This is a genomic window from Pedobacter sp. GQ55, assembly GCF_059758925.1.
Map to the genome: position 1 here is coordinate 205,452 of NZ_JCAXEI010000003.1, position 23,934 is coordinate 229,385.

The following is a 23,934-nucleotide window of genomic DNA, read 5'->3' on the forward strand; positions in this document are numbered from 1 at the left end:
ATATTTAGCCTGAATAGGTATAATAAGTAAGTAATTTGAACGCTCAGAGAATTATCCTTTTACTTGTATTTATTTGTACGCTCTCCAGTCAAGAATTAACAGCGCAAATAAAACGTACAATTAAAGGTAGTGTAAAAGACAGTACCAACCAGGGAATACCCGGATCCTATATTAGGGTAATTACAGGCAAAGATACGGTGACTGTAATTGCAGATAAGGAGGGTTATTTTTCTATTTCCAATATATCAACTCAGAGTTCAGACCTGTTGGTCCGCAGTATTGGCTATAAGCCGTATGCTTCAATCGTTACCTTTCTTGACAAACAAAAACAGGTTGACCTTGGCAGCCTCATACTCAAAACAGAGTCTAATATGCTTGATGAGGTGGTTATTAAAGGCAAAATCCCTCCCATAAGGGTAATGAAAGATACCATTGAGTACAATACAGAAGCGTTTGTGGTAAGAGAAGGCGATTATGTAGAAGATCTGTTAAAGCAATTTCCCGGTATGGTGGTAAAGGACGATGGAAAGGTTACCTCAATGGGTAAGGAACTTACCCGACTTAGGCTGAATGGCAAGGATTTTTTTACCAGTAATGTTGCTGAGTTTATTAAAAAGTTGCCATCGAGCATATTTTCTCATGTTCAGGTAATTGATGACTATGGTGATGAAGCTAATTTTACCGGGATAAAAGTGGGACAGCCCAGAAAGGTATTAAATCTGGTTACTAAACCGGGGAGAGATAAGGGGACATTTGCAAACGTTAGTACAAGCGCTGGAACAAGTAATAGCTATATATTAAACGGAACTGGCAATATCTGGAAGGGACGTAAGCAAATGAGTGGCGGTGGTTCTTTTAATAATACAAGTAATGATGCTCAAATCAATAACAACACTAATGGCGCAGTTAGCTTTTCTGATAAAATCGGCAAAAAACTTTATTTAAGATCTAACTATAACACGGGAAATGGCACTTATGAAAACACGAATTTTAGTAATATTGAAAGTGTTAATAGTTTGGGAACCATTAACAGTATTAATGAGAACAAGAGTAATACTAAAAATGGTAACCATAGTTTAAGTATGGGGCTTTCTAGCGAGGAATCAGGTAAGTTTTTTGCTAGTAGTTTAGATGCAAATTTGTCAAAAGATAATTCAGAGAATACTTCATCATCTTTGCAGACTGGAGTAATCCGTCAGGATTTATTTACCAGCAGTACTTCAAAGCAGAATAGTCCAAATGTAAATATAAATATGAGTTTGGGCCTGGGGGGTAAAGATAAGAAGGGGAGAGCATCACTTAGCTTTTCGGGCAGGGCAAGTGGTGGCAAAGGGAATCAGGATATTCTTACTGATATCGATTACTATAATAAGGATACAAATGAAAAGGTTAAGGACTCTTTATTAAACCGGTTGGTTGAAACCAGAAATGGAGATAGGGCAATAAATGCTGGTTTTAACTATTCAAGGACATTGGGTAATCCGAAAGATACTATACGGAAAAGTATAGAGTTTTCTTATTCATTTAGTGTGAGTTCTAACAATAATGAATTAGAAACACGGGTTAAAGATATAAATGGTAAAATAAGCTTTATTGATTCCTTAAGTAGTGTTTATACCTCAACGTTTATCAATCAGAACATTAGAGGAGGTTATAGGTATAATTCAAATAAGATTAACTATGGTATTGGTTTTACATTGCAGCCAAGTATTTTGATGGGTAGTTATGAGGGCAGAACCGATAAGATTAATCAAAAAACTTTCAATTCATCTCCATCTGCAAACTTTAGCTATATTATTTCTAAGACACAGTCGGTAGATATGAATTATAGCGGAAGTAGTAATGCCCCCAGGTTTGATCAGCTTCAGCCTGTGCCCGATACCAGGAACTTACAGAATGTAATTATTGGTAATCCGGAATTGAAAACATCATTTAGCCATAATGCAAATGTTAGTTATAACTTATTTGGAATTACCAGTGGAAGGGCACTGCAGATAGGTATAAATGCCGGTGCAACACAAAATGAGGTGGCAAGCAATATTATCCTGATTAAGGATACTTTAAATAGCTTAAAACAGGAAACCCGTTTTGTAAATGTGAATGGCAATTATAACATTAATGGTAATTATAATGCTAGCGTGCCTTTTAATGAACGAAAATTTGTTGTCTCTTTAGGTGGTAGTGTTGGCTTGTCTAACGCGGTACTTTTTACTGATAATTTAAAAACGAATAACAAGGGACTTAATTTCTTTCAGAATATAGGGGTGAATATGGAATTGAAATCGTTATCTGGCAGTGCAGGCGCTTCTTATTCCTATAGTGAAAACAACTATACTATTGCCAATTTTAAACCACAAAATCTGGAAAGCTGGAGCTTTAATATGAATCTGGTATTTAAAATCCGTAAATCATTTAATACCTCAATTGATGCTTCTAAGAATTTTACCAGTGGATACTCTACAGGTGCTAATAATCCTTTTCTGATTAATGCAAGCGTTTTTAAATCGTTTTTTAAGAATAATAGGGCGTCAGTAAGTCTTAGAGCTTACGACCTCCTGAATCAGGGAAATAATTTGTTCAGGGCCGTGTCGGGTAATATGATAATTGAGAATCGGAGCAAGCAAATTACCAGATATTTTATGGTAACATTTTCTATGAATTTAGAGAACTTTGCTAAGTAACTAGAAGGAGAGCTTTATAGCTCTCCTTCTAGTTTTATGTATTCTTTTAAGAGTTGAATCTGATTAAGCGCCCTGTTAAAGTTATGCCCTTCATATTTTGCGCCGTAGTAGACGTCATTTTGTAGGTAATCGGTTAAAAAGCGGATTGCCTGCATGTAAATAATGAACTTACCTGAATAAGTAAAGTACTGCTTTTCGGTTTCCGTTAATACATCTTTCATTTCTTCCATATAGCCATCATAGATAGCGGTATAGAATTCTTTCCTGATGCTGATTTTTGATAGATCTGTCTCTTCTTCGCTGGCTTCAGCTAGATAAGTTCTCATCATATCACCAACATCACTGATAAAGTAACCCGGCATCACAGTGTCAAGATCGATAACACATAAACCGTTGTTCTTTTTATCGAATAATACGTTGTTTATTTTGGTATCATGATGTATTACCCTTAATGGTATTTCATTGTTAGCAACGATATTGATATAGGTATCAACAATTCCTTTGTGTTCTGTAATAAAGGTAATGCTGTCTTTAGCTTTTTCCAATCTTTCTTCAGAAGCGTTTTTGCAGGCGATCTGGAACTGACTGTATCTCAATTTTAAGTTATGGAAATCGGGGATGGTAATTCCTAATTGCGTAGCGTCAAACCCGGCAAGGATTCTGGAGAACTTGCCAAATTGTTTTGCTGCCTCGTATGCCTCTTCCTTATTGGTTAACGAGTTAAGCGAGGTTGAACCCTCAATGAAAGGAAACAATCTAAAATAACCATTAGCAGTATCTAAAAGCGAATGCCCATTTAAATCGTTTACAGGCGAAACAAACAAATAGTTAGGATATTCGACATCTAAATATTGTTTAATCAATGAGATATTCCTGTCAATATCTTTAGGCATTTTAAATACCTCGTTATTTACTTTTTGTAATATATAGTTTTGGGTATCTGTAGTTACCTTCCAAGTATGGTTAATTAACCCATCGCCAAATAGTTTTACTGTAGCTTTATCAGAGTTGAGCCCATACAATGGTAAAATATTTTCGAACATGCGTTTAATAGAATTTTTGATTGTTTACCCAAACCTAACTAATTCAGTTTATTAAACTGGTGTGCAAACGGTTGCGCAAAATTACTTAGGGTCATTTACAACAAGAACTGACTCTACAACGACATTAAAGTAGGCTTGATCTGCTCCTGACTCGTTTTTAGGCTTGTTTATAAGGTCAATAAGAATGTCGGCTGCTTTTTTCCCTTGTTTGTATGGGAATTGCTCAACAGAGGCTATAGGGGTATAGTCCATGTAGTTGATGATAGGCAGGTTTGCATAACTAACAAAATCGATTCCGTTTAAGTTAAGCGAACGGGTGTATCTGATGGCAAAGAGTGCCACGTAGTCGTTAAATGTTACTATGGCAGTAGGTTTTCTGCGGTGATTGAGCATGTTGTCCATCACTTCAATTGTTCCTGCTTCTGTTAGATCTGAGTTTATGATTAGTGTTGGATCAAATTTTAAACGATTTGATAGCATTGCTTTGATGTAGCCTTCTTTTCTTTCGTGACTGGCTACTAGTGTATTAGGGCCGTTTATCATGCCAATGGTACGGTGGCCTTTTTTCAATAAGAAGTTGACTGCTTCGTATGTTCCTGTTTCTAAATTAGAGGCAACGTAATGTATGTCTTTAATAGGAGGAATACGGTCAAAAAATACTACTGGGATGTTTAATCTTTTAAAGATCTCAAAATGCTCATAGGTACTTGTAGTTTTTGAAACAGAAACAAGCAACCCATCAACTCTTTGGGTTTTCATTTTCTCAACAAGAAGCTTTTCTCTTTCGGCATCGTCATGCGACTGAGCCAATAATACGGTATAGTTTCTTTTGTAAGCGATATCTTCTATACCACTTATAGCGGTTGAAAAGAATGATTCTGATAGTTCGGGTAAAATAACTCCAATGATAAAGGATTTTCCATGTAAAAATTGGATTGCTTTCTGGTTGGGCTCATAGTTGAGCTCCGAAGCAAGCTTTTTAACACGCATTTTTGTGGTTAATCCAATGCTTGAATGATCGTTTAATGCTCTTGATACGGTTGATACCGAAATCTTGAGGATTTTAGCAATTTCTTTTATAGTTGTTGGTTTATCAGACATTAGGGCCAAATATTATAATAAACTTTGAATAACCTTACAATTTTAATAAAAAACTGTTTTATTAATTGATTTAGATCAATATACGCATAAATTCACGCAAACGTTTGCCTGTTAAATATTTAATATAATCACTGTTAAGTGATTGGTACATATGACTAAAACAAGGGCTAAAAGCATAAAAATGTGTTTAATTTTTTAAAAAGGATTAGAAATTAAGTGTTTTTGAGAAATCTGGTTCAATTAGATAGTCGCGGCCGGGTAATTTTTATTGGTTCCTTTTAAAAAAGCCGATAATGACAAAATATCAAACGTTTGCGTGTTTTTTTCCTGTTTTTGATTTAGTGATTGATGATATAGTCTATACCTTGTGTCATGATTCTCCAAGCTAGTTAAGGGAGATAAAATAAATTAGCTAACCAAAACGTAGAAAAGAACTAAATAAATTATGAACAGAAGAGAATTTGTTAGAAACTCGGGGCTAACTGCAGCAGCTGTTACTATTTTGCCAGAGAACCCATTGTTTGCCAGTTCAAAGGCCGACAAGGTTAAAATAGCAATAATTGGTGTGGGCTTACGTGGTCAAAATCACCTTGATTTACTATTAAAGAGAGATGATGTAGATTTAGTAGCCATTTGCGATGTGGAGCCAAGAATGCTTAATACGGCTAAGGCAATGATTGCAAAGAGTGGAAAACCAATGCCTAAGATTTTTACAGGTGACGACAATGCCTGGAAGAAAATGTTAGAAACTAAAGGGCTGCAGTCGGTATTAATTGCTACTCCATGGGAATTACATAAGGAAATGATTATCACTTCTATTGAAGCGGGTATTAAATATGTAGCTACTGAGGTTATTTTAGGAATAACGTTACAAGACCATTGGGATGTAGTCCATGCTGCAGAAAAAAACAATGCTCACGTAATGATGCTCGAAAACGTATGTTACAGAAGAGATGTTCTTGCGGCATTAAATATGGTTAGACAAGGTTTGTTTGGCGAAATTCTTCATCTTCAGGGTGGTTATCAGCATGATTTACGCGAAGTTAAATTCAATGATGGAGTAAAACCTTACGGTGGCGGTGTTGAGTTTAATGAGAAAGGCTTCTCTGAAGCAAAATGGAGAACAAATCACTCTGTACATAGAAATGGAGATTTATACCCAACTCACGGTATAGGCCCAATTGCTAATTATATAGATATAAACCGTGGAAACAGATTTTTGAAACTTAACTCTTTTTCTACCAAGTCGAGAGGTTTGCACAATTATATTGTAGAAAAGGGTGGAGCTGAGCATCCGAATGCAAAAGTAAATTTCCGTTTAGGTGATATTGTTACCACAACTATTGATTGTGCTAACGGCGAAACTTTAATTCTGCAGCACGATACTAACTTGCCAAGGCCATATTCATTGGGTTTTAGGGTTCAGGGTACTAAAGGTTTATGGATGGACGTAAACAAAGGTGTTTATGTTGAGGGTGTAAGTAAGCCTCATCAATGGGATCCGGCAGATCAATGGTTAGATAAATATGATCACCCACTTTGGAAAAAATACGGAAACGATGCGCAAGGTGCGGGCCATGGTGGTATGGATTTCTTTGTAATCCATGCTTTTATTGAGTCTATTAAGCGCAATACAGCTACTCCATTAGATGTTTATGATGCAGCAGCCTGGAGCGCAATTACGCCTTTAAGTGAACAATCTATAGAGCTTGGAAACGAAACTGTAGACTTTCCTGATTTTACAAGTGGCAAATGGATGAATAGAAAGCGTGTTTTTGCTTTAAATGATGAATATTAATTTTAGTTAGAATCAATAAATAGTTAGAGTGGAAGTCTCTATAAGCAATTATAGGGGCTTTTATTATTTTGAATATTTCAAAATTGAGTTTTGTTAACATTAAATTAACATTGAAAGCTCATCTTTGTATATGTTTTTAAATATTCTGGCTTTAGCCTTTCTAATCTTAGCTTTAATTGCAGCATTTAAAATGGATACTCCACTACAAGGCGTATTGTTTATGGTAGCAATTGCTGCAGTTTGTGGTCTTTTGTATTTATTTATTTTATTTCCCGGATTTTCTGGTTTAGCAGTTGCTGTAATGTTGGCAGCTTTTATTTTCAGACAAAACAAAAGATAATTAGCTATCTGTTTAGTTATCAGTTTGTTTTATTTGCTTTAAGCGTTTTAGCAAGTGTTTTTTGCGTATAATGCTGTACCCATTGATTTCAGCAGAGGAAATCTAACTCCATTAATTTATAAAATTTAATAACGAAAAATCTGGGCGAATAAATATTATAAAAATATTATATTAATATCATAATATTTTATTTAATAATTCTTAAATTTATTTCAATTAAAACTAGGGGGCGTTTTTAAAATTATTGATTATGAAAACATTAGGGGAGAAATTTAGAATTTTACGTCAGAAAAAAGGGGTCAACCAAAAAGCGATGGCCGACTTGTTAGAGATATCTATTCCGGCGTATTCAAAGCTTGAAACAAGTATCACAGATCCGAACTTCAGCCGAATTAATCAGATAGCTGAAGTACACAATTTAACTTTAAGGGAGTTACTTGATGTTGGAGAGGAAGGGATTAATGAGCAAACGCAGTTGATAAAGCAGTTAAAAGAAAAGGTGAGCGAGCTTGAAAATGCAGTAATTAGGTTGCAAAGTAAACTAATTGACTTGTATGACAAGGATGAACAAAAGAAATAAATCAACTAATAATATCTTTAAGCTTGTAAACAAGGATATTGCTATCCTTTGTTTACAAGCTTAAGTAATGATGCGCAGCGTTCGGTTAACCAGCAAAAATCTGTTGCATCCTGGGGAGCTTGAAATAGCTTGGAACCAAAGCCTAAAGCAGTAACCCCCGCATTTAACCAGCTATCAATATTTTCTTTATTTACATCAACACCGCCTGTAGGCATAAATTTTAAGCCAGGAAACAATGGTTTTATGGCCTTTAAAAAGCCTGGGCCAAGCGTGTCGCCCGGAAAAAGTTTAACTAATGAAGCGCCAAGTTCTTCGGCAAAGTTGATTTCTGTAGGTGTCATACAACCAGGTACCCAAAGCAACCCATTTGAAAATGCTAGTTTAGCGATATCCTCTTTAACAATTGGACTAACTATAAAATCGGCACCAATGCTAATGTACTGATCGGCCTGTGCTACAGTTTTTATGGTACCTATGCCTAATTTAAGATCCGGAAAATGAGCATTTCTATATTCCAGCATAGCTTTGAAATTTTCAGGAGCATGTTCGCCTCTGTTGGTAAATTCAAAAACCCTGATGCCTCCGGCGTAACTGGCTTTAAGCACATTTATACAAGTATCTTTATCTTCATGATAATATACAGGGATAACAGGGTATTTGCCGATAATTTCTAATGTATTGGTTATTGCATTCATTTTTAATGTTTTTTAAAGAGTTCCATCACCAAAATCTCCTTTAACAAAGAGCTTTTGATAACCAGCGTTTGTTGCCTTGTTGATGATTTCCTGTCCACCTTCATTGTTGGTTAGGCCATATATGAGCCCTGCCATAAAAGCATCTCCGCTTCCAATTCTATCTACAACCGCATTAGTTTCGCGGATTGGAGAGATGTAATTGCTTTCTGGCGTATGATAGGTTCCATAAAATAGATTATGTTTTGGATTATCCATAAAACGGAAGGTATTGGCGATGTGTTTGCACTGAGGGAATAGTTTGAAAATTTCTTTAGCTGATGCTTCAGAGTGACTAAAGTATTCCTGAGCTGTGGTTTGGCGGTTTAGATCGTCGCTAACACTTGCACCCAGCATTTTATTGGCCGCCCAAATGTTACCCATTATTACATCGCAATACTGAATTAGTTCTGGCATTACCTCTATAGGTTGTTTGCCATAGTCCCAAAGTCTGTTTCTATAATTTAAATCGACCGAAATGGTTATGCCTTTTTTCCTTGCTGCAACTAGGACTTCTTTACATACAGCTGCAGTATTTTCGTTTAAAGCAGGAGTAAGGGCAGTCCAGTGAAACCAGGTATATCCATCTAATACCTTTTCCCAGTCTATCACCCCAGGTTTAATTGAGCTGAATGAAGAGAACTTTCTGTCGTACACCACCTGGCCGCTGGTTAGTCCATTAGCTGATAGTAAAAAGTACAGGCCTAGTCTATTACCTTCCAGGATGGTTTTAGAAGTATCAACTCCTAATTCCGAAAGGTATTGCAAAGCATTTGCTGTTAATGCGTTGTCGGGGGCACAAGTTAAATAAGAGACCGGTAATTTCCATTGACCTAAGGATGCCGAAACATTTGCTTCGGAGCCTCCGGGAAATAAAGCAATGGTATGATTTTTAGAAATAAATTGATCTTCTGTGGAACTGAACCTTAAAAGCAGTTCGCCAAATACCAATATGTTTTCTTTATTCTGCATAGTTTTAGTTATTCAATATACAATTATACAGGTTAGCCAGTTAAAAATAACAGGGTGGTTAATATATAAAAACGCAAACGATTTCGTGAATTTTAATGTTTGCTTTGTGTGGACGCTCTTGCTTTAATATAGGTTTCGAGCATTACGGTTTCGTACTCAGGATCCTGATCTTTTCTTTCTATCAGGGAGATTAGCTTTTTTGCAGCTAATTGTCCCATTTCAAAAGCGGGCTGATGTACTGTACTTAAAGCTGGGCTTAATGCTTCGGCAAGATCAGTGTTGGTAAATCCAATTAAAGCGATATCATTAGGGATGTGATAACCTAGTTTGTTGAGCAGGGTAAGGCATCTGGTACTGATCTGATCTGTAGCGGTAAAAATGGCATCAGGCTTATCAGAAAGATTCATGAAATATAGTATCGCCTCTTCAAGATCTGAATTCAGCTTTTGAGTGTCGGAATAATCGCAGGACCTTAGTAATTCGGGTCGGTAGGCAATGCTGCTATCTTTTAATGCTTGTTTATAGCCATTTAAGCGTTCGGTAGCTATACTTAGCGTGGTATTGGTATTTAGATGGGCGATATTTTTGTAACCGCTCTCTATAAGATGCATTGTAGCATCATAGGCGCCCTGAAAATTATCAGCACCAACTTTATGTGTATTTATCTGATCGCTAAGCCTATCAAAAAGAACAATAGGCAAACCATCTTCCTGCAAGGAACGTAAGTAACTAAAATCAACGGTTTCGCAAGCAGGGGAGATTAATATACCATCAACCCCTCCGGAGTATAGTAATTCAATACATGCAGCTTCTTGCTTTTCAGATTCTTTGCTCTGCATGATAATGATCTGGTAAGAATTATCTGAGCTAACGGTATCGATACCATCCAACATCTGTGCAATTACATTGTTATCTAATGAACATACTACTACGCCAATAGATCTGCTTTTACCTTCTTTAAGTCCTTTAGCTAAACGATTTGGAGAATAGTGATGCTTTTGAGCATATTCCAATACCTTTTGTTTGGTATCTATACTAATCTCATAACTGTCGTTTAATGACTTAGATATTGTAGAAATAGATAAATTGAGCGCTTTTGCAATGTCTTTTAAGGTAACGCTATTGTTCATGCTGATCTCTATTTGGTGCAAGGGCGAATTTGCAATTATTATAGTTTAATAAGGTAAAGATACTTTTTTTTATTTTTTTTATGCCCTTAATTCGTATTTGACAAATGGATTACACTTATAATAATAACTGTTTATACATTTGCTTAACGGTGTTAAATTATTTACACGCCAATATAAATAATACGATGGGAAGTAAAGAGCGCATAGCAAGACTAAAAGAGGAGACACGACTCAATATCCTTGATGCTGCCTTAGACATAGTGAAAGATGAGGGATGGCAGGCTTTAAGTATGAGAAAGATTGCAGATAAGATTGAGTACACTGCCCCAATTATTTATGAATACTTTGCTAATAAAGACGGAATATTACTTGAACTGACCCGTAAAGGATACATTATCCTGGCAGGGGAGATTAGAACAGCAAGAGATAAACACGATACACCTGAGAGCCAGTTAGAGGCGATGTGGGTTGCGTACTGGAATTTTGCATTTAAGTATAAAGAGCTTTACCAGCTGATGTATGGTGTAGATATGAACTGTTGTGAGCTGAAGAAAAAGATGCCGGAGGCAGAACTTTCTGATGATCTGATCTATGATGTAATAGAAAAGGTAATCACATTAAAGAATCCGTCTGAGGATTTTGTTTGCAGAAAGTTCTATACTTTCTGGTCTATTATTCATGGTTTAATTTCTATTAACCTTGTAAACAAGGGCCGTGATGCAGAGATGAATCAGCGTATTCTAAAGGATGCCATCAGAGGAATAATAAAATATATAAACGAATAATACCCATTACCAATAAACTCAAAGGCTAAAAAGCCTCAATTTTTTAACAATTACTTAACGCTGTTAAACGGATTACACCCGTTATACGCCAAACCTTTTAATCTATCATGTTATGAAATACTACCTCCCTAATTTACAATTATTTAACACTGTTAAACAATCTTACGTTATGAAATCAATACTTATATTTTCCGCTATGTTTTTATTGGCTTGTTCCAATAAAGCCCCGCAGGCAGTAGCACCCGCACCGCCTGCTTTACCTGTTGCCAGTGTTGTTTCTGGCACAGAAACAACTTACCAAGAGTACCCTGCATCTATCGAAGGATCTGTTAATGTTGAAGTTAGACCACAAGTTAGTGGCACCTTAGAAAAAGTATATGTTGACGAAGGTGCTTTTGTAAAAGCTGGTCAGCCTATCTTTAAAATAAACGAACAGCCATACAGAGCCTCATTAAACAATGCCCTTGCAGCTCAGCATTCAGCAGAAGCAAGTTTAATAAATGCCCAGTTAGAGGTTGAGCGTTTAACACCGTTAGTACAAAACAAAGTAATCTCTGATTTTCAATTGAAATCTGCTAAAGCTACTGCTCTTGTTGCAAAAGCAAACATTGAACAAGCAAAAGCAAATGTTTCTACCGCTTCAATAAACTTAGGGTATACCTTAATTAAGGCACCTGTTAGCGGTTATATTGGCAGATTAGTTAAAAAGCAAGGAAGTCTTGTTGGTCCTACAGATGTAGATGCCTTAACTCAATTATCGGATGTGCATGATGTTCATGTTTATTTCGCCCTTGGCGAAAAAGACTTTGTAAATTTCAAAGATCAATATCCTGGCCAGACCTTAAGTGATAAACTTAAACAACTCCCTGCAGTAGCATTAATTTTAGCTGATGATAGCGAATATGGTACAAAAGGAAGAGTTGACGTGATTGATGGACAGTTTGATAAAAACACCGGAGCAATTACTGTTAGAGCAAAGTTTGCTAATCCTCAGGGCTTATTAAGATCAGGAAATACAGGTAGAATTCGCCTGAGTCTGCAACATACTAATACGCTTGTAGTTCCTCAATCGGCAACTATAGAGGTGCAGGATAAAATCTTTGTATTTGCACTTGCTGATAGCAATAAGGTTAAAAAACAAGCTATCAGTGTAATCGGTAAAACAGGTACTAACTATCTGGTAAAAGACGGAGTTAAAGCCGGCGATCAGATTGTGTTAAGCGGACTTGACCGCTTACAAGAAGGTGCGGTGATTGCACCACAAAAAGCAACCGATAAAGTCGCTAAAAACTAATTACCCAATTAAACATTAACTGTCATGTTCAAAATTTTTATACAAAGGCCCGTATTAGCTACAGTAATCTCCATATTATTGGTGATACTAGGTGTGCTAAGCCTTACCAAATTGCCGTTACAGCAGTTTCCAGACATTGCGCCACCATCAGTACTGGTAACTGCTAACTATCCTGGCGCCAATGCCGAAACTGTATTGCGTTCGGTTGCGCCATCGCTTGAAGAGTCTATCAACGGTGTCGAAAATATGAGCTATATGAGCTCAACAGCTAGTAATGATGGTACATTAGCTATCACGGTTTACTTTAAGCTTGGAACAGATCCGGATCAGGCTGCTGTAAACGTACAAAATCGTGTGGCGCAGGCGACCAGTCAGCTGCCAACTGAGGTCGTACAACAAGGTATCATTACTGCCAAACAACAAAATAGCTTTATCATGGCTATCGGTATGTATACCGAAGATGAATCTAAATACGATCAGACATTCGTAGCCAACTATGCACAAATCAATATTATTCCTGAGATCAAAAGGATTCCAGGTGTTGGTTCGGCAAGTATATTTGGCGGGGTAAAAGATTACTCTATGCGTATCTGGCTTAATCCTACTCAAATGGCTAGTTACCATATTACCCCTAATGAGGTAATGGCTGCAATACAAGATAAAAGTTTGGAAGCAGCACCAGGTCGTTTTGGTGAAAGAAGCAATGAGGTTTTTGAGTATGTTATTAAATATAAAGGCAAGCTTACAAAACCTGAAGAATATGAAAATATTGCTATCCGTGCAAATGAAGATGGTTCTACACTTCGTTTAAAAGATGTAGGAAGAGTAGAATTTGGTGCATATTCATACAACAGTTTAACCCGCTTAAACGGTAAAAAAGGAGTTGTTCTGGGTATTATCCAATTAGCAGGTTCAAATGCTAATGAAATCCAGATTCAGATAAACAAGTTAATGGAAAAAGCTGCTAAAGATTTTCCAAAAGGTGTTAAACACAATATTTTTTACAGTACAAAAGTTGCACTGGATCAGTCAATTGAACAGGTACAGCATACGCTTATTGAAGCGTTCATTTTGGTGTTTATCGTTGTGTTTATCTTCCTTCAGGACTTTAGATCAACGTTAATTCCTGCTATTGCGGTTCCCGTAGCTATTTTGGGTACTTTCTTCTTTATGCAACTGTTTGGGTTTTCCATTAACTTATTAACGCTGTTCGCTCTTGTATTGGCTATTGGTATTGTGGTGGATGATGCCATTGTGGTCGTCGAGGCTGTTCACGCCAAGATGGAACACAAGCGCATCGGCGCTAAACAGGCCACAGCCGAAGCGATGCACGAAATTAGTGGTGCCATTATATCAATTACGCTGGTGATGTCGGCTGTGTTTTTACCCGTAGGTTTCCTTGAAGGTTCAACCGGAGTATTTTACAGACAATTTGCCTTTACAATGGCTACCGCGATTATTATATCAGCTATTAATGCCTTAACATTGAGTCCGGCGTTGGCTGCATTGTTCTTGAAAGACAATCATGCAGGCCATCCTGATGAGCCTAAAAAAGGATTTAAAGAAAAATTCTTTGCCGGCTTTAACAGAAGCTTTAATGCTATGACAGACAGGTATGTTGGCGGTTTGAAATTCCTGATCAAAAATAAAGCAGTTAGTATTATTGGTTTGGCAATTATTATTTTGGCGACCGTGTGGATGGTACAAAGAACACCAACCGGGTTTATACCAACAGAAGATCAGGGGTTTGTGGCTATTGCCGTAAATACACCTTCTGGAACTTCGTTAGATGGTACTTCTAAAGTAATGAAACAAGCTGAGGCTGAATTGGGTGCTTTAGATGCTTCAAGGTTTGTTACCTCTATTACAGGTTTTAACTTGCTTACTTCATCAACAAGTCCATCTTCGGCAGTTGTGTTTGTGTTGTTAAAGCCAGCTAAAGAGAGAGGTAAGGTACAAGACATCAATGAAATTATGAACTTGATAAGAGGTAAATTAGGTGCCATAAGTGGCGGTAGTTTCTTCGTATTTAGTTTCCCTACCGTTCCTGGTTTTAGTAATGTGGAGGCATTGGATCTTGTACTACAAGATAAAACAGGTGGTAAGCTTGATAAATTCAGTGGTATAGCCAACGGTTTTATTGGTGAATTGATGAAACGTAAAGAAATTGCCGTTGCATTTACCACTTTTAAAGCGGATTATCCTCAATTACAACTCGAAGTAAACGACGAGAAAGCAAATCAGTTAGGTGTGAATGTTCGTGATATTTTACAAACTATGCAGGCTTATTTCGGTAGTGCTCAGGCATCAGATTTTAACCGCTTTGGTAAATATTACCGTGTGCTGGTTCAGGCTGACATTGCTGATAGGGCAGACCCAACTGCTATAGACAGAGTTTTTGTTAAAAATAAAACAGGAGAAATGGTGCCAATAAAAACGTTGGTTAAATTGACCCGTGTTTATGGCTCAGAAACTGCGTCACGTTATAACTTGTTTAATTCTATTCAGGTGAACGCCATCCCTAAACCAGGATTTAGTTCTGGTGATGCGATTAATGCAATACAGGAAGTAGCAAAAGAACAATTACCTGCGGGATATGGATTTGAGTTCTCTGGACAAACCAGGGAAGAGATTTCATCGAACGGACAGTCGACAGTTGTATTTATCCTTTGTTTAGTGTTTGTATATTTCTTGTTGGCAGCGCAGTATGAAAGCTATATTTTACCACTAGCAGTAATACTGTCTATTCCTACCGGAGTATTGGGTGTGTTTGTTGTAATAGGTTTAACCGGTATAGAAAACAACATCTATGTACAGGTAGCGCTGATCATGCTCATTGGTTTGCTCGCCAAGAATGCCATTCTGATTGTGGAGTTTGCGGTACAGCGAAGAAAGGCAGGGCTTACCTTGGTAAGTGCGGCAATAGAGGCGGCAAAACTAAGGTTACGTCCTATTCTAATGACTTCATTAGCTTTCGTTGTAGGTTTGTTCCCAATGAGTATTGCAACAGGACCATCTGCACAGGGTAACCACTCTATAAGTATTGGTGCTGCAGGGGGGATGCTTTCAGGAGTTATTCTTGGATTGTTCCTTATCCCAGTTCTATTTGTGATTTTCCAGCATCTGCAGGAAAAGATATCAAGTAAACCTGCTGTGCTTACTGATGCTCAGGATGCAAATGGTGTTAAGGTAAAACCAGAATCAGAAATCATCTATTCGTAAGGTAAATAACAAATTTTAAAAAATAGATACTAATGAAAAAGTATATAAATACACTGGCCCCACTATTAGTTTTAATAGTGCTGGCCGGATGTAAAGTTTCTAAAGATGTAGCTATACCGAAAGCTGCAATTCCTGAAAGCTTCAGGAATGCCAGTACTACAGATACCACTAGTATTGGAAATATTTCTGTAAAGAATTTCTTTACGGAAGAAGGGGTACAACGACTAATAGATACTGCGTTATTAAGAAATTACGATATGCAGATCGCTTTGAAAAATATTGAATCGGCAGAGGTGCTGTTTAAACAATCAAAGCTTGGCAATATCCCGGAGTTAACGTTACAGGTTACTGCTAATGCTAATCGTCCGTCTGATAATAGTTTGAATGGATTAAGTGCCGGTCAGTTTTTGAAAACCAAGGTTATTCAAGATTATAATGCAAACGTTGGTTTGGCATGGGAAGCCGATATCTGGGGTAAAATAAAAAGCCAGAAACAAGCAGCCCTTGCAACTTATCTTCAAACATCGGAAGCAAGGAAAGCCATCCAAACAAGGGTAGTGGCTAACGTTGCTCAAGGTTATTACAGGTTATTAATGATGGATGCTCAAATGGCTGTGGCTAAAAAGAATCTCTTATTAAACGACAGTACCTTACGCATTATACATATGCAGTTTGATGCCGGACAGGTAACTTCTTTAGCTATACAGCAGGCAGAAGCTCAGCAATTGGTAGCCGCACAATTGATTCCGGAACTGGAACAAAATATCACCATTCAGGAAAATGCACTACGTATTCTGACTGGTCAGCTGCCTGGCGCCGTTGAGCGTTTGGCAAGTCTTGAAAAAACAAATATACCAACACAATTGCCAGCAGGTATTCCTTCTTCTATGGTGAGCAGAAGACCGGACGTGAAAAGTGCCGAATTGTCTTTAAATATTGCTAATGCAAAGGTTGGGATTACTAAGGCAAGTATGTATCCTTCGTTAAGCATCACTGCAAGTGGAGGTCTTAACTCATTTAAAGCCAGTAACTGGTTTAATATTCCTGCATCATTATTTGGTGTAGTAGGAGGTGGACTTACTCAACCAATATTTCAACGCAGACAATTGAAAAGCCAATATGAGCTTGCTAAAATAGATCGCGAAAAAGTAGTACTTGAGTTTAGACAATCGGTACTGAATGCGGTAGGCGAGGTTTCTGATGAATTGGTTAAATTAGAGAAGTTAAAACTTCAATACGATATTTCTTCTAAAAGAGTAACTACTTTACAAGGAGCAGTAAAAAATGCCAACCTATTATTTAAAAATGGAATGGCGACTTATTTAGAGGTAATCACTGCTCAAAGTAATTCGTTGCAAAGTGAACTTGAATTGGCAGCTATAAAAACTGCACAATTAAATGCTTCGGTTGAGCTTTATCGTTCGCTGGGCGGCGGATTATAAGAGATCGTCGTAATTATATAACACCCGTCATCTCGACAACAGGAGAGATCTCTTGAACTAGCAGGGACAAGGGGTCTCTCGGTTCTCGGGTTGACGGGTGTTTCAAATAAAGTTGATATGTTATTTCCTAAATATTCAGCGTAGAATCCTGATAGCTGGTTGAATCTTTCTGATCAAAATTGCTGGCAAATGCAGCAGCCATATGCTGATCAAGATATCTAGATGTATACCTCTGATCTGTAACATTTATAAATAATACTGTTTTTCCTTCAATAGTATTGATCACCAAATCTGAAAGCTCACTAGGTACTGCAGGGCAACCCTGACTGCGTCCAAGCCTTCCTAAAGCATTTATAGTTCCCTGGCTAACATAATCTGCTCCATGTACTACAATAGATCTCCTACGGGCATTAGAATTGAAACCTTCATCCATACCATCCAAACGCAACGAACGACCATGTTGTCCACGATAAATCTCGGCAGTAAGGTAAAAACCTATGCTACTTTGAAAAGAATCATTAGAGTTTGAAAAGCGAGTTGCTTTATCAGCTCCGCTACGTTGTCCGTGAGCTACCCAGGTATTAAGAATCAGTTTCTTTTTATTAAGATCAATGATCCAAAGTCTTTTTTCAGTACTGTTTTTATCAAAATCAGCAATCGAAAGGATAGATTTATCCTCTGAAACTTGTCCGGATTTTTTTAGATTATAGAAACCAGTAAGTGCTTTTTCAAACACAGAACGACTTAAGCCCGTATATTCGAGGTTTACCTCGTTATAAAGGTTGTTTACATGGTCGTCATATAAACTGTCTTCAGATATTTTAGCAACAATTACCGGTTTTGATGGCTCCCTATGTGCCCCATTAAAAATTGATAAAGAAAGGCTGAGCGCTAACATCGATACTCCCCCCAAAATGCATTTCGTCATAAATTTTAACTCTCGTGTTATTATTAAACAATGCGCTAATTTGTTAGTGTTTTTTCAAATACAGTCCTTTAGATATTTCAAACATACTAAAAATATATTTTGTTTAACGTATTGAAAATGATTCTATTACCCTTGTGTGACTTAATGATTCAACTAAAATCAGTCGTCAAATTCATACATTTGTTAATATTTAGCCCATATAAAATGTAATTGAAGGGGTAGAAGAAGATAAATTATGATACAAAGTAACCTATTTCAGATAGAAGACGAAACCCCCTGGGAGGATTTGGGTAATGGAATTAAAAGACAAGTTTTTGGATATGATGATCGGATTATGCTTGTAAAAGCAAAATTTGAGGTGGGAGCTGTAGGCGATCTGCATGAGCATCATCATACTCAGGTAACTTATGTAGATAGTGGAGCTTTTGAGATGACCATTGGTGAGGAAGTGCGTGTAATAAGAAAAGGGGATGGTTATTACGTGCCACCACATGTAATTCATGGTTGTGTCTGTTTGGAGGCAGGAACTTTAATTGATGCGTTTACTCCCCATCGGGAAGATTTTCTTTAAAAATATTTTTTGAGGCTCGTGGGGGTAAACGTTACTTCTGTTGTCATACTTTCAAATCACAAATAATTAAACAATTATTCTAACACAGAAAGTATGAAAACAAACAAGTTCTATTTAATGATTGCAGTATTCATGGTAAGCATCGGTTCGGTAAAAGCGCAGCAATCAGGAGTTAATTTTGGGTTGAAAGCTGGTATCAATTATGCAACGCTCCCAACAAGTTTCAAAGAGGTAAAAGAAAAGGAAGGTAAAGCAGGTTATAATATTGGTGTTTTTGCAAGGGTTGGAGATGCATTGTATTTTCAGCCTGAGGTAAACTACACTGCATTTAAAAGTGAGTATACTTACAATTCAAAAATTTATAGCCCTAAATTTAAGCAGGTTAATATTCCTTTGATGGTAGGTTATAAGCTTATCAATACGGAAGCATTGAATTTTAGGATTTCTGCAGGACCGGATTTAAGCTATTCTTTAAACAAAGCTACAGGCCCAAGCGAGTTTGATTATAAGAAATTTACTGCCGGCGGTGTTGTTAATGCTGGTGTTGATATAGGTAGTTTAACTATTGATGCCAGATATAGCAGAGGGTTAACAAAGATTAATAAGGGCCTTGATGAAAAAACCGGGATATTTAATCTTTCGGTAGGATTTAAGATATTTTAAAAAGGAAGGGTCGTCATTCTGAGAGCCTAGCATTAGAAAAAACACAAAAAAGTATTAATGGCAGCTAGGTTAGTACATCGCTATCACCGCCGCGTCATCCTGAATTCATTTCAGGATCCGGGAATAGAAAGATGGAATAGCGCTTGCGGGATCCTGAAATGAATTCAGGATGACGATAACTTTAAACAGCCTGTTATTCAGAATGACGACTCTTCCATTAAAAATTAGTATTAACAATTAACTGACTTCTGGTTGCATCAACAAAATCCATTGGAATAATGCCATACTTTCCATGCGTATTATTTGTAAAGAAGGTATTGATTTTAGGATTTATCGAGTTAGATACGGTAGTTATACTTGGAATACCAAATATAAGTGCTTTATAACCACTGCTATAATTTAGGTATAACCTATTGGAAGTATCGTTATGGGCCTCATTTAAAAGCGTTTCAATGTTCGACCATTTTGTATTTACATCACTTACGTTATAATAATCTTGTATCTTAAGGTTCGCAGCCGAATTATTGATGCTAAAAGTAGTATTGTCTGCCCAATTGGTTGCATCAATACCCATTGTGCTACCAGCTCCAAATCTTCTTAATAACTTTATTTTACCACGAACAGCTCCTAAAGTAGGAACACCATCGCCCAAGTCCCATTTAGAAGGATTTTGATTTACATACGAATCAAAGGTCTGTTCAAAACTTCTGGTATTATTGCTAGGATCATATTCTTCCTTTACACTCATGATAATGGTTTCAGTTGGATTGCTGTTCAGGAAACTGATACAGGCATTTAGCACATCATTAAAGTTTAGGTTCTGATAGATTGAACCGTGATGGATAGCAAAGGCATCGCCAATGTGCCTGCATCTGATATCAAGATACCTAACACCAGCCGTTAACTGATCAGCAATGCTTAGATTTTGACATTTTGCCGTGCCGCCAACTGGTTCAGTTCTTGCTCCAGAATCATGTGTTCCGGGGATGGAGAGTTGGGCTACATTGGTTGCATCTGGTAGGGAACCCATCCAATTGCTCATGGTGTAAGTTAGCACGAGCGAGGAGGGAACCGACATTTCCTGTGTCGCTTCAGATTGTAATCTTACTTGTTCCTGCTTTTTACACGATGTAAACGCAACGATTCCCGCAACAATCAGGGGGAATTGAAGTTTAAAATTGTTCATACTTAGGGATTAATTTGGTTAACTGATTAACTACAATATAAGAAAAAATCAGATTGACAAAAAGGCATAAAATTATTTGTTAAATTAAAAGATTTACACGTATTTGTATAGATAATTAGGTATATCAATTTTAACTATATGCGCTCTAAACTTTTACTTACGGTGGTCCTCATAATGAACTGTATTTCTGTTTTTTCGCAACAGAAGATAGCAGGAAATATGTATTTCAAGAAGCTAGCAAACGGGCTTGAAATATTGGTAGTTGTAGACAATACTGTTCCCCTTGCAACCATTGAAATGGCTTGTAGAAATGGCTCATTTACTGAGTCTGATGATTACAATGGATTAAGCCATCTTTATGAACACCTGTTCTTTAAAGCGAATAAAGATTATCCAAATTTTGAGAGCTTTAATAAGAGGAGTAATGAATTGGAAATTACTTCAAATGCCAACACAAGAGAAGAGGTTGTAAATTATTATTTTACCCTTCCTTCGGTAAATTTAAAACCTGGTTTAAAATTCATGAATTCTGCCATTCGCTATCCTATATTTATTAAGGAAGATATGGCAATGGAAAATGAAATTGTAAATGCTGAGTTTACCAGACAAGAGTCGAGCCCGCTTTACCCATTGATTGATGCCGACAAGAAACATATGTGGGGTGCTAATTATTCCAGAAAGAACGTGATTGGAAATCATGATGTGATTTTATCGGCCACTCCATCAAAAATGGATTCTATAAAGAATAAGTATTACTGGCCCAACAATTCTGTATTGGTAATTGCAGGCGATGTAAAGGTAGATGAAGCTTTTAGCAGTGCTGAAGATATATTTGGAAGCTGGAAAGCATCGCCTTTTGATCCTTTTAAAAAGTGGCCCATTCCGGAATTTAAAACACTTATCAAAAATGATTATTACATCATAGAATCAACCAAGATGCCTGTTCCTTATATGCTTTTTAGCTGGCATGGACCAGACACACGCAATGATATCCCTGGAACTTATGCTGCAGATGTATTTTCATTTATTGTAAACCAAAATGGATCAAAGTTGAAGAAGGCTTTAATTAATTCAGGATTAGCGCAAGAAGCAAGTGTAAATTATTATACTCAGAAATATACAGGCCCTATTAGTTTTATGGTAAGCCCAAATCCTGCTAAAATTAAAGAATGCTATGAGGAGGTGCTAAAACAGATTGCTTTGTGGGATGAAGAGGATTATCTTTCGGAGGTTCAGATAGAACGTGCAAAACGATTACTTTCTATATCTCAGGTTGAACGTAGAGAAGTAACGTCAGATTATGCTCATTTGCTTTCTTTCTGGTGGGCATCGGCCTCGGTTGATTATTATACTCATTATGAGGAAAACCTGAATAAGATAACCCGAGCCGATTTATTTAATTACGTTCGAAAATACATTAAAGGTAAGCCGTTTTGTGCAGGAATGATTATTAATAAAAGCAGTGTTGACGCTGTAAAACCTCAAGAATTCTTCAAATAAAATATTGAAACTGATGAAACCATATATATTAACCTTCATTTTTATTTTATTCCTTTTTTCGGCTAGATCCCAAACCAAGGCTGTGTCTTTTGATGTGAATGGCTTAAAAGTAATTTTAAGGCCCACTCAAAAAGAAACCATTAGCATGAGCATGTATTTTAGAGGAGGGGTGATGAATTACAAATCTGAGCAGGCTGGAATAGAGAACCTTGCTTTGGCGGCAGCATCATCATGTGGTACAAAGAATTATAGTGTTGATGATTATAAGGAACTGGCGGATGAATATGGAATAAATATAGGAGGTTCTTCTGAAACTGATTATGGAACGATTAGTATGGACTGTATTTCCAAGTATTTTGAACAGGGTTGGAAGTTGTTTTCAGATGCTGTAGCGAATCCGATTTTTGATAAATCCGAATTCCAGTCTACCAAAGAAAAAATTATTTCTGGTATTTATCAGCTTCATGCATCTCCAGAGTCGCGGATTGAACAGATGTCGATGCAGGCGATATTTGATGGTAGTCAATACAGTACAGAGCCTAAGGGTAAAGATTTAACTGTTAGTGGATTTACAGCCGATAGTGTTTCTAATTATTACCATAATCAGCTTTTAAATAGAAGCAAAATGTTTTTAGTTGTTGCGGGTAAAATAACTAAAGAAGCACTTGAAAAAAAGATAAATGAGTCGTTTAAAGAGATTGCCGCTAAACCTTATACACCACCGGTATACCACCAAAAAACGATTGAAGGAGAACATCTGTTGACAGAACAGCGAGACCTGGCTACAAACTACATAAGTGGTGTAATGAATGCTCCGGTTATGAGCAGCCCTGATTATGCCCCCTTTATGCTTGCCATAAATGCTTTAAGTGGAAATTTACATTATGAACTACGTGTAAAACAAGGTCTTTCTTACGCACCCGGAGCTACCATTAAGATGCAGCAGATGCCTTACACATCTATGTATGTGAGTACAACGCAACCTAAAAAATCATTTCAGGCCATGGTAGCTGTTTATAATAGCATTAGAAGTGGCCGTTACAGTCAATCGTTTCTTGACGGAATTAAAAAAGACCATCGTTTAAGGTATTACAGACATCAGGAAAGTTCAAGTTCGATCGTTGATGATCTTGGAGAAGCTGAAGTGCTGGGAGGGTATAAGATGGAAGAAGATATGCTGGATAACATCAATAAAGTAACCCTTGAAGATATAGGTAAAGCATTTGAAAAATATGCAAAGGGTGCAATTTGGTTATATCTGGGCGACGAACAATTGGGTAAGCAGGCGTTTCAATAGGTTTTAGCTACAGTTTTTCCAAGATACCAACAAATCCAGCTAAAGAATGGCGCGGCTGCAACATCAGCAGTATAATGTACATGCTGAATAAGCAGAAGCACGCCAACAATTACCGCAGCAGCAAAGGATATGAGCTTATCTCTTTTGCTTTGCATACACAGGCCTCCTATGATTAAAGTAGCGGTATGCCCTGAAAAGAACAGGTCTTTTGTAATTACATTTGATCTGTAAAAAAGAATAGAACAAGGATCTGCCAGTTCAATAATGCCGGTAGGAGCGTTAAGCGGTACCAGTGTAATAGATAAAATGCGGGCGATGCATAAGAATATGAATGTCCATAGTGCTGTTAGGCAAATAGAGGTGTTTCTGGACATTCTTACCAGGAACAGGATAATTAATGCATAAAGTATTAGAAATATATATAAGGAAACATCAACTGCTGGTATTCTTTTTAAGAACCAGTCATTTAATACTGCACCTTCTCTGTTTTCTATATGATGAAAAAATTGCGGTATAAATAATAATATTCCGATAAGTATAATTGTTCCTAGTATAAGTTTGAGCCTAAATGGTGGATATTCCCATGCAATTTGCCAGGAGAATTGTCTAGAATGCATTATTTAATCTAAGTTTTGTTATTTCTAATCGTAAAAAAGTATGTCTCAATTAC

At 37.0% G+C, this 23,934-nt stretch carries 20 protein-coding genes; 12 read left to right on the forward strand and 8 right to left on the reverse strand.

What is annotated here, in order from left to right; genetic code table 11:
- The first annotated feature begins 35 nt into the window (after window positions 1-35).
- Entirely contained in the window at window positions 36-2,681 is a 2,646-nt protein-coding gene (locus tag AC6CH7_RS09790) for an outer membrane beta-barrel protein (RefSeq protein ID WP_498262522.1), read from the forward strand.
- A gap of 14 nt (window positions 2,682-2,695) precedes the next feature.
- On the opposite strand, the gene AC6CH7_RS09795 is transcribed toward AC6CH7_RS09790, so the two are convergent.
- A complete protein-coding gene (locus AC6CH7_RS09795; protein ID WP_498262523.1) occupies window positions 2,696-3,724 on the reverse strand; it encodes a phosphotransferase enzyme family protein in 1,029 nt (342 codons plus the stop codon).
- Between the two features lie 81 nt (window positions 3,725-3,805).
- Complete coding sequence (locus AC6CH7_RS09800; protein ID WP_172663055.1) at window positions 3,806-4,825, reverse strand: LacI family DNA-binding transcriptional regulator; 1,020 nt, start codon at window positions 4,823-4,825, stop codon at window positions 3,806-3,808.
- Between the two features lie 445 nt (window positions 4,826-5,270).
- Between AC6CH7_RS09800 and AC6CH7_RS09805 the strand changes: the two genes are divergently transcribed.
- The 3 genes from AC6CH7_RS09805 to AC6CH7_RS09815 all read left to right on the forward strand — a co-directional run bounded on the left by AC6CH7_RS09805 (window position 5,271) and on the right by AC6CH7_RS09815 (window position 7,543).
- A complete protein-coding gene (locus tag AC6CH7_RS09805) occupies window positions 5,271-6,623 on the forward strand; it encodes a Gfo/Idh/MocA family protein (RefSeq protein ID WP_498262524.1) in 1,353 nt (450 codons plus the stop codon).
- A 130-nt stretch (window positions 6,624-6,753) separates the two neighbouring features.
- On the forward strand, window positions 6,754-6,963 hold the full coding sequence (locus tag AC6CH7_RS09810; protein ID WP_048905274.1) for a hypothetical protein: 210 nt from the start codon (window positions 6,754-6,756) through the stop codon (window positions 6,961-6,963).
- A 250-nt stretch (window positions 6,964-7,213) separates the two neighbouring features.
- Complete coding sequence (locus tag AC6CH7_RS09815) at window positions 7,214-7,543, forward strand: helix-turn-helix domain-containing protein (protein ID WP_048905275.1); 330 nt, start codon at window positions 7,214-7,216, stop codon at window positions 7,541-7,543.
- A 41-nt stretch (window positions 7,544-7,584) separates the two neighbouring features.
- Here AC6CH7_RS09815 and AC6CH7_RS09820 read toward each other — a convergent pair whose 3' ends face one another.
- The 3 genes from AC6CH7_RS09820 to AC6CH7_RS09830 all read right to left on the reverse strand — a co-directional run bounded on the left by AC6CH7_RS09820 (window position 7,585) and on the right by AC6CH7_RS09830 (window position 10,376).
- Window positions 7,585-8,238, reverse strand: a complete 654-nt coding sequence (locus AC6CH7_RS09820) for a beta/alpha barrel domain-containing protein (RefSeq protein ID WP_498262525.1) — start codon at window positions 8,236-8,238, stop codon at window positions 7,585-7,587.
- Between the two features lie 12 nt (window positions 8,239-8,250).
- On the reverse strand, window positions 8,251-9,246 hold the full coding sequence (locus AC6CH7_RS09825; RefSeq protein WP_498262526.1) for a PfkB family carbohydrate kinase: 996 nt from the start codon (window positions 9,244-9,246) through the stop codon (window positions 8,251-8,253).
- Between the two features lie 92 nt (window positions 9,247-9,338).
- The gene (locus AC6CH7_RS09830) at window positions 9,339-10,376 is read right to left on the reverse strand and encodes a LacI family DNA-binding transcriptional regulator (protein ID WP_498262527.1); all 1,038 of its coding nucleotides are present in this window, start codon (window positions 10,374-10,376) and stop codon (window positions 9,339-9,341) included.
- Window positions 10,377-10,561: 185 nt separating this feature from the next.
- Between AC6CH7_RS09830 and AC6CH7_RS09835 the strand changes: the two genes are divergently transcribed.
- The 4 genes from AC6CH7_RS09835 (at window position 10,562) to AC6CH7_RS09850 (ending at window position 17,119) form a co-directional block, all read left to right on the forward strand.
- Window positions 10,562-11,161, forward strand: a complete 600-nt coding sequence (locus AC6CH7_RS09835; protein ID WP_498262528.1) for a TetR/AcrR family transcriptional regulator — start codon at window positions 10,562-10,564, stop codon at window positions 11,159-11,161.
- 169 nt (window positions 11,162-11,330) lie between these two features.
- Complete coding sequence (locus tag AC6CH7_RS09840; RefSeq protein ID WP_498262529.1) at window positions 11,331-12,455, forward strand: efflux RND transporter periplasmic adaptor subunit; 1,125 nt, start codon at window positions 11,331-11,333, stop codon at window positions 12,453-12,455.
- 24 nt (window positions 12,456-12,479) lie between these two features.
- Complete coding sequence (locus tag AC6CH7_RS09845) at window positions 12,480-15,677, forward strand: efflux RND transporter permease subunit (protein ID WP_498262530.1); 3,198 nt, start codon at window positions 12,480-12,482, stop codon at window positions 15,675-15,677.
- Window positions 15,678-15,709: 32 nt separating this feature from the next.
- Window positions 15,710-17,119, forward strand: coding sequence for a TolC family protein (locus tag AC6CH7_RS09850; RefSeq protein ID WP_498262531.1), 1,410 nt, complete (start codon window positions 15,710-15,712; stop codon window positions 17,117-17,119).
- A 127-nt stretch (window positions 17,120-17,246) separates the two neighbouring features.
- Here the strand turns inward: AC6CH7_RS09850 and AC6CH7_RS09855 are convergent, their stop codons facing one another.
- Window positions 17,247-18,047 (reverse strand): murein L,D-transpeptidase catalytic domain family protein, encoded by an 801-nt coding sequence (locus AC6CH7_RS09855; protein WP_498262532.1) that lies wholly within the window; start codon window positions 18,045-18,047, stop codon window positions 17,247-17,249.
- Between the two features lie 235 nt (window positions 18,048-18,282).
- Here AC6CH7_RS09855 and AC6CH7_RS09860 point away from each other — a divergent pair, with 235 nt between their 5' ends.
- Window positions 18,283-18,618, forward strand: coding sequence for a cupin domain-containing protein (locus tag AC6CH7_RS09860; protein WP_294873944.1), 336 nt, complete (start codon window positions 18,283-18,285; stop codon window positions 18,616-18,618).
- Between the two features lie 93 nt (window positions 18,619-18,711).
- A complete protein-coding gene (locus AC6CH7_RS09865; RefSeq protein ID WP_498262533.1) occupies window positions 18,712-19,281 on the forward strand; it encodes a porin family protein in 570 nt (189 codons plus the stop codon).
- 217 nt (window positions 19,282-19,498) lie between these two features.
- On the opposite strand, the gene AC6CH7_RS09870 is transcribed toward AC6CH7_RS09865, so the two are convergent.
- Complete coding sequence (locus AC6CH7_RS09870) at window positions 19,499-20,467, reverse strand: phosphatidylinositol-specific phospholipase C (protein ID WP_498262534.1); 969 nt, start codon at window positions 20,465-20,467, stop codon at window positions 19,499-19,501.
- 138 nt (window positions 20,468-20,605) lie between these two features.
- Here AC6CH7_RS09870 and AC6CH7_RS09875 point away from each other — a divergent pair, with 138 nt between their 5' ends.
- Window positions 20,606-21,967: a M16 family metallopeptidase gene (locus AC6CH7_RS09875; RefSeq protein WP_498262535.1), complete on the forward strand. Its 1,362-nt coding sequence runs from the start codon at window positions 20,606-20,608 to the stop codon at window positions 21,965-21,967.
- Window positions 21,968-21,980: 13 nt separating this feature from the next.
- Window positions 21,981-23,264 carry a M16 family metallopeptidase gene (locus AC6CH7_RS09880; RefSeq protein WP_498262536.1) on the forward strand — a complete coding sequence of 428 codons (1,284 nt, stop codon included), beginning with the start codon at window positions 21,981-21,983 and terminating at the stop codon, window positions 23,262-23,264.
- On the opposite strand, the gene AC6CH7_RS09885 is transcribed toward AC6CH7_RS09880, so the two are convergent.
- A complete protein-coding gene (locus AC6CH7_RS09885) occupies window positions 23,258-23,881 on the reverse strand; it encodes a phosphatase PAP2-related protein (RefSeq protein WP_498262537.1) in 624 nt (207 codons plus the stop codon). The two genes, AC6CH7_RS09880 and AC6CH7_RS09885, sit on opposite strands and share 7 nt — an antisense overlap.
- Window positions 23,882-23,934: the final 53 nt, after the last annotated feature.